The following is a 9,755-nucleotide window of genomic DNA, read 5'->3' on the forward strand; positions in this document are numbered from 1 at the left end:
TTCAGTAGCCACTGTCCCGCGAGGTGTTTTGACATGAATATGTCAAAATCCCGAGACATACAAGCCAAAATGCCATCACTGAAGGTGTTTTTATCGTTTAAATGCATTTTGGCTCGTAACTGTGAAGGTACTGAACAGTTACATGTATATGAGTAACCGTTCCTGAGTTTCAACAGTTACATAGGTGTCTGCGTGCATTCCGTTATTCATGGAAAGAAAACAGATGGAATGCCACAAAGGGATTACTTTCTACGAATCCTACATCCTGTCAGATATGAAAACTGTCATATAAACAGTTACATATTTAAATAGGAACATGTCCGAAAATCCGGACTGACTTATTATATGACATTTATTGGAATATGGCAATGTAGAAAAAAGAGATAATCTTTAAAAAAAGAGAAAATAATTGTGAAATATTTATTGAAAAAAAAGGCGGAAACAGATATAATAAGCGATACTGTATGAAAGAACATGGGCATTATTGAAGAAAAAAGCAATGATGTTTTAAAATCAGAGGATCAGAAAAACTGAACATATGGACCATATACCGGAACATCCGGTAAAAGAAAAGAGAAAGGTGATAAAAATATGTATAAGATCATAGCCAGAGATGGAAATGCAAAACGTGCAGAATTCCAGACCGTTCACGGAACCATCCAGACTCCGGTATTTATGAACGTAGGTACTGCCGCAGCCATCAAAGGAGCAGTGGCGACTACAGATTTAAAAGAAATCGGCACACAGGTAGAACTGTCCAATACCTACCATCTCCATGTGCGTCCGGGTGATAAAATTGTAAAACAGATGGGAGGCCTCCATAAATTCATGAACTGGGATCGTCCGATTCTTACGGATTCCGGCGGATTTCAGGTATTTTCCCTGGCAGGTTTAAGAAAGATCAAGGAAGAAGGCGTAACTTTCCGTTCCCACATCGATGGTCACAAGATCTTCATGGGACCGGAAGAGAGTATGCAGATCCAGTCCAACCTGGCTTCCACCATTGCGATGGCTTTCGATGAGTGCCCGTCCAGCGTGGCAGAACGAAGCTATGTGGAGGATTCCGTGGCAAGAACCACCCGTTGGCTGGCAAGATGTAAAACCGAGATGGCCAGACTGAACAGCCTGGAAGATACGATCAATAAAAATCAGCTGCTGTTCGGTATCAATCAGGGAGCTATCTTTGATGATATCCGTATCGATCACGCAAAAGCGATCAGTGAGATGAATCTGGATGGGTATGCGGTAGGTGGACTGGCTGTAGGAGAAAGCCATGAAGAAATGTACCATATCCTGGATGTGACCGTACCTCATCTGCCACTGGAAAAGCCAACGTATCTGATGGGTGTCGGAACCCCGGCCAACATTCTGGAAGCAGTAGATCGTGGTGTGGACTTTTTCGACTGTGTATACCCGAGCCGAAACGGCCGTCACGGACATGTATACACCAACCAGGGGAAGAGAAACCTGTTCAATGCCAAATATGAACTGGATCAGCGTCCGATCGAAGAAGGATGTCAGTGTCCGGCCTGCCGAAATTACAGCCGCGGCTATATCCGTCATCTGTTAAAAGCGAAAGAGATGCTGGGCATGCGTCTCTGCGTTCTGCATAATCTGTATTTCTACAACACAATGATGAGCGAGATTCGTCAGGCCATCGAAGAAGGCAGATACAAAGAATATAAAAAACAGAAGCTGGAAGGTTTCCTGGAAAACGACAAAAAGTAAAAAAACAATAAAAATATCAAAAACAGCTTGATGGAACCCCTGTTTTTGTGTATAGTAGTAATAACGTCCGTAAACGGAAAAGAAAAAGCAGGAGGAATGTGCAATGGGAGTAGTAATGACTTCAACACAGGCAGCAGGAGCAGCAAGCACTATCTATATGATCGCTATGCTGGTTATCATGTTCGCTCTGATGTATTTTTTAATGATCCGTCCGCAGAAAAAAGAACAAAAACGGGTCACAGCCATGCTGAATGATATGGAAGTAGGCGATGCAATAGTTACCACCGGTGGTTTCTACGGAGTTATCATCGATATCACCGATGAAGATGTAATCGTAGAATTCGGAAACAACAAAAACTGTCGAATCCCAATGAAAAAAGCAGCTATCGCAGAAGTAGAAAAAGCATCTGACGCAACTGAATAAAATGACATAAGCAAGATAAACAAAACGACCAATCAGATTTTCAACAGAGAACTTGGCTGGTCGTTTTTTCTTTTTATATGACAAAGGAGGCAAAATCAATATTTTTATAGAATATTGAAAAGCTTTAATGATCAGGAAACAGAGTATTTGCCAATGTCAGCCGGAAAGGAGCAGGGACAGGGTGTGGTGGCATTTTGCGTGCGGTTAGAGTGTGTTTTCAGATCCGGCTCTTAGAAGAACTTGACGGTGAGCGGCTCTCCGCGAACCGGCATTTAGTTCTTCTTAGAGACTAGCTGAAAACCGCTCTGCACGCTGCCGCCACACCCTGTCCCTGCTCCTTTCCGGCGTCCGTTCCCAATAACCCCCTCAACTTTCCCTTGAAAATACCATGAAAATAGATTATGATAGTCTGTAACAGATTAAAGAGGTAAAGAAAGAAAGGATGAAATGATTATGAACTACAAAATTGCATTAATTCACGGAGACGGAATCGGTCCTGAAATTGTGAATGAAGCAAAAAAAATATTAGATAAAGTATGTCAGGTATACGGGCACACATTCACATACACCAACGTACTCCTGGGTGGTGCATCCATCGACGTACACGGTGTCCCGCTGACTGATGAAGCTGTCGCAGAAGCAAAATCCAGCGATGCTGTTCTGATGGGATCCATCGGAGGAGACGCAAAAACATCCCCGTGGTATCAGTTAGAGCCATCCAAACGCCCGGAAGCAGGGCTTCTGGCAATCCGTAAAGCTCTGAACCTGTTCGCAAACCTTCGTCCGGCATACCTGTATGATGAACTGAAAGCTGCATGCCCGTTAAAAGAAGATCGGATCGGTGACGGATTTGACATGATCATCGTCAGAGAACTGACCGGAGGTCTTTACTTCGGAGAAAGAAAGACCGAAGAACAGGATGGCGTGATGACAGCTGTGGATACCCTGTCTTATAATGAAAAAGAAATCAGAAGAATCGCTGTCAAAGCATTTGAGATCGCGATGAAGAGAAGAAAGAAAGTAACAAGCGTAGACAAAGCAAACGTACTGGATTCCTCCCGTCTGTGGAGAAAAATCGTAGAGGAAGTAGCAAAAGACTATCCGGAAGTAATCCTGGAACATATGCTTGTAGACAACTGTGCGATGCAGCTGGTACATAACCCGGGTCAGTTTGATGTCATTCTGACAGAGAATATGTTCGGAGACATCCTTTCCGATGAGGCAAGTATGGTAACCGGATCCATCGGTATGCTTTCCTCCGCAAGTCTGAACGAGACAAGCTTTGGACTGTATGAGCCAAGCCACGGTTCTGCACCGGACATCGCAGGGAAGGGAATTGCAAACCCGATCGCAACTATTCTGTCCGCAGCAATGTTACTTCGTTATTCCCTGAATCTGGACAAAGAAGCAGATGCAGTGGAAACAGCTGTTCAGGCAGTCTTAAAAGAAGGATACCGTACCGGAGATATTATGTCTGAAGGATGCACACAGGTAGGAACCGTACAGATGGGTGACCTGATCGCAGAACGGATTCACTAAAACTGAATGGGAAAACAGAAAGGAAGCGTAACGAATATGAGAAGTGATGCAGTAAAAACTGGAATGCAGCAGGCACCTCACCGGTCCCTGTTTAACGCACTGGGAATGACAAAAGAAGAGATGGAGAGACCGTTAGTCGGTATCGTAAGCTCTTATAACGAGATCGTTCCCGGTCATATGAATCTGGATAAAATCGTTAATGCAGTAAAACAGGGAGTTGCCATGGCAGGCGGTACGCCGATCATGTTTCCGGCGATTGCGGTCTGTGACGGTATCGCCATGGGACATATCGGAATGAAATATTCCCTGGTAACCCGTGATTTGATCGCTGATTCCACAGAAGCGATGGCGATGGCCCATCAGTTCGATGCACTGGTTATGGTGCCAAACTGTGATAAAAATGTACCGGGACTTCTGATGGCAGCAGCCAGACTGAACGTACCGACCGTATTTGTCAGCGGTGGTCCGATGCTTGCAGGTCATGTACACGGTCAGAAACGAAGCCTGTCCAGTATGTTCGAGGCAGTAGGATCCTACGCAGCCGGAACTATGACAGAGGACGATGTGGAAGAATTTGAAAATAAAGTATGCCCGACCTGCGGTTCCTGTTCCGGTATGTATACAGCCAACAGTATGAACTGCCTGACCGAGGTACTGGGTATGGGACTTCGTGGAAACGGAACCATCCCGGCTGTATATTCCGAACGTATCAAACTGGCAAAACATGCCGGCATGCAGGTTATGGAAATGTACAGAAAGAATATCCGTCCGAGAGATATCATGACAAAAGAAGCAGTTATGAATGCACTGACTGTAGATATGGCACTGGGATGTTCTACTAACAGTATGCTGCATCTGCCGGCAATCGCACATGAAATTGGATTTGACTTCGATATCACTCTGGCAAATGAAGTAAGTGCTAAAACACCAAACCTGTGTCATCTGGCACCGGCAGGACCGACTTACATGGAAGACCTGAACGAAGCAGGCGGTGTGTATGCTGTCATGAATGAATTATCAAAGAAAAATCTGCTGAATCTGGACTGCATGACAGTAACCGGAAAAACAGTAGGAGAAAATATTGCAAACTGCGTTAACCGGAATCCGGAAGTTATCCGTCCGTTAGACAATCCATACAGCCAGACCGGAGGACTTGCTGTTCTGACAGGTAATCTGGCACCGGACGGTGGTGTTGTAAAACGCAGTGCTGTCTGCGAAGAAATGATGGTACACGAAGGACCGGCTCGTGTATTTGAATGCGAAGAAGATGCTATTGCAGCCATCAAAGGCGGAAAAATTGTTGCGGGTGATGTTGTTGTGATCCGTTACGAAGGACCAAAAGGTGGTCCCGGCATGAGAGAAATGCTGAACCCGACTTCCGCAATCGCAGGTATGGGACTGGGATCTTCCGTAGCACTGATCACAGACGGACGATTCTCCGGAGCATCCAGAGGAGCTTCTATCGGACACGTATCACCGGAAGCAGCCGTAGGCGGACCAATCGCACTGGTAGAAGAAGGCGACATGATCCGTATTAATATCCCGGAAACCAGTCTGGAACTGCTGGTATCTGACGAGGAACTGGCAAAGAGAAAAGCAAACTGGCAGCCGCGTGAGCCGAAAGTAACGACCGGATATCTGGCACGTTATGCAGCTATGGTAACCAGCGGTAACCGTGGTGCTATTCTCGAAGTACCGAAGAAATAATTTAGGAGGAAAGACTGATGCAGCTTACAGGATCAGAAATTATTATTGAATGTCTGAAAGAACAGGGCGTAGACACCGTATTCGGATATCCGGGAGGAACGATCCTGAATGTCTATGATGCTTTATATAAACACAGCGATGAGATCCATCATGTACTCACATCTCATGAACAGGGTGCTTCCCATGCTGCTGACGGATATGCCCGTGCTACCGGAAGAGTAGGTGTATGTATGGCAACCTCCGGTCCGGGAGCAACCAATCTGGTAACCGGTATCGCGACAGCCCATATGGATTCTATCCCGATGGTAGCGATCACAGCTAACGTGGCAACAGGACTTCTCGGACGTGACAGTTTCCAGGAGATTGATATCGCCGGCGTTGTTATGCCAATCACCAAATATAGTATGATCGTAAAAGATATCCATGACCTTGCACCTGCGATCCGCCGTGCATTTACCATTGCACAGAGCGGAAGACCGGGTCCGGTACTTGTGGATGTGACAAAAGATGTGACAGCAGCTGTTACAGAATATACTTATCAGGAGCCGACACCGATTGCTCCGTATACTGCCGAGATGATGGAATCTGACCTAGATCAGGCAGCAAAACTGATCAGTGAGGCAGAAAAACCATTCATTTTCGTGGGCGGAGGTGCGATCACTTCCGGAGCGGCAGAAGAACTGCGCAAATTTGCACACACCATTAATTCTCCGGTAACGGATTCCCTGATGGGAAAAGGCGCATTTTCCGGAGAAGACGAACTGTATACCGGTATGCTTGGTATGCACGGAACCAAAACATCCAACCTGGGTGTGACAAAGTGTGATCTTCTGATCACTGTGGGAGCACGTTTTTCTGACCGAGTAACCGGTAACACTGCAAAATTTGCAAAGAATGCAAAGATCATCCAGATCGATGTGGATGCCGCAGAGATCAACAAAAACATTAAAGTAGACTGCAGTATCATCGGCGATGTCAAAGAAGTATTAAAAGAATTAAACAAAAAGATCTATCCGAAGAATCACGATGCCTGGGTGAAAGAAGTGGAAGATATGAAAGCAAAATATCCGCTGAAATATAACCAGGAAGGTCTGACCGGACCGTATGTCATCGAAGAACTGTATCGTGTGACAAAAGGTGATGCGATCGTCGTTACCGATGTGGGACAGCACCAGATGTGGGCTGCCCAGTATTACAAATACAAAGAACCGCGTACTCTGATCACTTCCGGCGGACTGGGAACCATGGGTTATGGTCTTGGAGCAGCAATCGGTGCAAAATTCGGTCGTCCGGACAAAGTGGTAGTCAATATCGCAGGTGACGGATGCTTCCGTATGAACATGAACGAAGTTGCTACGGCAGCAAGAAATAACCTGCCGCTTATTGAGATCGTTATTAACAATCACGTACTGGGCATGGTGCGTCAGTGGCAGACTCTGTTCTACGATCACCGTTATTCAAGCACCATACTGGATGACAAAGTAGATTTTGTAAAATTTGCAGAATCCATGGGTGCAGTTGGCATCCGTGTGACCAAAAAAGAAGAAGTGGGTCCGGCGATCGAAAAAGCAATCGCACTGAACACAACTGTTGTGCTGGACTGCCAGATCGACTGTGATGACAAAGTATTCCCGATGGTTCCTGCAGGAGCTCCGATCGAGGAAGTCTTTGATGCTGAGGATCTTGCGAAGAAAGAAAAATAGGAATTAATAAATAAAGCAAACCTGATACATTAAAATATATATCTGGTTTGCTTTATTGCTATAAAAATATATTTAACAGAATTTTGATATTGACAATAATTTATCAGAGGTGTATAGTGTTTCATATGTTAGCACACTAAAGTGCTAACGGGAAAGAAGAAAAAGGACAGCTGTTTAGCTGGCATATGCGAAGGTGCTGAACAGTTATGAAAATGTGAGAAAGAGGAGGAAACTAAGGTGAGTAGAGTTTACAATTTTTCAGCAGGTCCTGCTGTACTGCCGGAAGAAGTGCTGAAAGAAGCACAGGCAGAGATGTTAGATTATAAGGATACAGGAATGTCTGTGATGGAGATGAGTCACCGTTCCAAAGCTTTTGATCAGATTATTCAGGAAGCAGAAAAAGATCTGAGAGACCTGATGCACATCCCGGATAACTATAAAGTGTTATTCCTTCAGGGCGGAGCATCTCTGCAGTTTGCCATGATCCCGATGAACCTGATGAAAAACAAGGTTGCCGATTATATCGTAACTGGTCAGTGGGCAAAGAAAGCATGGCAGGAAGCACAGAAGTACGGAAAAGCAAACAAGATTGCCACTTCCGAAGACAAGACATTCTCTTATATCCCGGACTGTTCTGATCTTCCGATCAGCGAAGATGCAGATTATGTATACATCTGTGAGAATAACACGATCTATGGAACAAAATTCAAAGAACTGCCAAATACCAAAGGAAAAGATCTGGTGGCAGATGTTTCCTCCTGTTTCCTGTCTGAACCGGTAGATGTAAGCAAATATGCAATCATCTACGGTGGTGTACAGAAAAATATCGGACCGGCCGGTATGGTCATCGCAATCGTAAGAGATGACCTGATTACAGACGATGTATTGCCGGGAACTCCGACCATGATGAAATATAAGACACATGCTGATGCAAATTCTCTTTATAATACACCAAACTGTTACTGCATCTACATCTGTGGTAAAGTATTCAAATGGCTGAAAAAACAGGGCGGTCTGGAAGCAATGAAAGAGCGCAATGAAAAGAAAGCCAAGATCCTGTATGATTATCTGGATGAAAGTAAACTGTTCAAGGGAACCGTAGAAAAAGCTTCCCGTTCTCTGATGAACGTTCCTTTCGTAACAGGAGACCCGGATCTGGATGCAAAGTTTGTAAAAGAAGCGAAAGAAGCAGGTCTGGAGAATCTGAAAGGACACAGAACTGTCGGTGGTATGCGGGCAAGTATCTACAATGCTATGCCGATTGAAGGTGTGGAAAAATTAGTGGAGTTCATGAAAAAATTTGAGAAGGAGAATCTGTAAGATGTTTCAGTATCAATGTCTGAATCCGATCTCCAAAGTGGGACTGGATGGATTTACAAATGATTACACAAAAACCGAAGAAATAGAAAAAGCCGATGCGATCCTGGTAAGAAGTGCTTCGATGCATGAGATGAAATTACCGGAAAACATTCAGGCTATTGCCCGTGCCGGAGCCGGTGTCAACAACATTCCGTTACAGGATTGTGCAGAGCAGGGTATCGTCGTATTCAATACACCGGGAGCTAACGCAAACGGTGTCAAAGAAATGGTAATCGCCGGCATGCTCCTTGCATCCCGTGATATCGTAGGCGGTGTGGAATGGGTAAAACAGGAAAAAGATAACGAAAATGTTGGAAAACTGGCAGAAAAACAGAAAAAACAGTTTGCCGGCTGCGAGATCAAAGGAAAGAAACTCGGTGTCATCGGTCTGGGAGCCATCGGAGCCATGGTTGCCAACACTGCGATTTATCTTGGTATGGAAGTATACGGATATGATCCATATATTTCTGTGGATACCGCATGGAAGCTTTCCAGAGAGATCAAACATATCGCTAATGTGGAAGATATTTTCAAAGAGTGTGATTACATTACCCTTCATGTGCCGCTTCTTGACAGCACAAAGGGCATGATCAGCAAAGACAGCATCGCAATGATGAAAGACGGTGTGGTTCTGTTAAACTTCTCCAGAGACCTTCTGGTGGATGAAACTGCTCTGATAGACGCGCTGGAAACAGGAAAAGTGAAAAAATATGTCACAGATTTTGCAAACCCCACCGTTGCAGGCGCAAAAAATACACTGGTAACACCACATCTGGGAGCATCCACAGCTGAATCCGAAGACAACTGTGCATGCATGGCAGTCAAAGAACTGAGAGATTATCTGGAAAATGGTAATATCCATAATTCTGTCAACTATCCAAACTGCGATATGGGTATCTGTGGTGTGGCCGGAAGAATCGCCATCAACCATAAAAATGTAGTAAACATGATCAGCCAGTTCGCAACAGTCCTGGGTGGAGCAGGTATGAATATCTCTGATATGACCAACAAGAGCAAAGGGGATTATGCATATACTCTGATCGATCTGGAGACGCCGGCAACACAGGAGATCATCGACAAATTAGACGAGATCGAGGGCGTTCTGAAAGTCAGGATAATAAAATAAATAGAAAATAAAACGTGCTGGAGCGTGCCTGAAAAATCATTTCCGCAATCTGCAAGCCCCACTTTGCGGTATATTTTACCCTCATTCGGTTGCCGTAGCCCGCTACGCCGCCCTCATTCGGATAAAATCTCCCACAAATTGGGACTCGCAACTCACGAAAAGTCTTTTT

General features: G+C 44.9%; 8 protein-coding genes and 1 pseudogene. 8 read left to right on the plus strand and 1 reads right to left on the minus strand.

The features are described from left to right. Positions 1-591: 591 nt before the first annotated feature. The 7 genes from tgt (at position 592) to MSA64_RS11620 (ending at position 9,586) form a co-directional block, all read left to right on the plus strand. Positions 592-1,728, plus strand: a complete 1,137-nt coding sequence (gene tgt / locus MSA64_RS11590) for a tRNA guanosine(34) transglycosylase Tgt (RefSeq protein ID WP_022171734.1) — start codon at positions 592-594, stop codon at positions 1,726-1,728. 157 nt (positions 1,729-1,885) lie between these two features. Further along, positions 1,886-2,152: a preprotein translocase subunit YajC gene (yajC, locus tag MSA64_RS11595; protein WP_408636463.1), complete on the plus strand. Its 267-nt coding sequence runs from the start codon at positions 1,886-1,888 to the stop codon at positions 2,150-2,152. Between the two features lie 453 nt (positions 2,153-2,605). Continuing rightward, entirely contained in the window at positions 2,606-3,691 is a 1,086-nt protein-coding gene (gene leuB, locus MSA64_RS11600) for a 3-isopropylmalate dehydrogenase (RefSeq protein WP_287891687.1), read from the plus strand. 36 nt (positions 3,692-3,727) lie between these two features. Then, a complete protein-coding gene (ilvD, locus tag MSA64_RS11605) occupies positions 3,728-5,398 on the plus strand; it encodes a dihydroxy-acid dehydratase (RefSeq protein ID WP_022171737.1) in 1,671 nt (556 codons plus the stop codon). Positions 5,399-5,415: 17 nt separating this feature from the next. After that, positions 5,416-7,101 carry a biosynthetic-type acetolactate synthase large subunit gene (ilvB, locus tag MSA64_RS11610; protein WP_277663472.1) on the plus strand — a complete coding sequence of 562 codons (1,686 nt, stop codon included), beginning with the start codon at positions 5,416-5,418 and terminating at the stop codon, positions 7,099-7,101. Positions 7,102-7,338: 237 nt separating this feature from the next. Next, positions 7,339-8,421 (plus strand): 3-phosphoserine/phosphohydroxythreonine transaminase, encoded by a 1,083-nt coding sequence (gene serC, locus MSA64_RS11615; RefSeq protein ID WP_277663473.1) that lies wholly within the window; start codon positions 7,339-7,341, stop codon positions 8,419-8,421. Position 8,422: 1 nt separating this feature from the next. Further along, positions 8,423-9,586: a phosphoglycerate dehydrogenase gene (locus MSA64_RS11620; protein WP_022171740.1), complete on the plus strand. Its 1,164-nt coding sequence runs from the start codon at positions 8,423-8,425 to the stop codon at positions 9,584-9,586. On the opposite strand, the pseudogene MSA64_RS11625 reads toward MSA64_RS11620, so the two are convergent. Further along, positions 9,570-9,695: pseudogene (locus MSA64_RS11625) on the minus strand (DUF6783 domain-containing protein); the annotation flags it as partial. The gene MSA64_RS11620 and the pseudogene MSA64_RS11625 overlap by 17 nt on opposite strands. Between MSA64_RS11625 and MSA64_RS12140 the strand changes: the two are divergent. Then, positions 9,657-9,755: DUF6783 domain-containing protein (locus MSA64_RS12140; protein ID WP_334302750.1), on the plus strand; the 99-nt coding region annotated here is incomplete at its 3' end. The pseudogene MSA64_RS11625 and the gene MSA64_RS12140 sit on opposite strands and share 39 nt — an antisense overlap.

The organism is Oliverpabstia sp. (genome assembly GCF_022785585.1).
Classification (GTDB): Bacteria; Bacillota; Clostridia; order Lachnospirales; family Lachnospiraceae; genus Oliverpabstia; species Oliverpabstia intestinalis.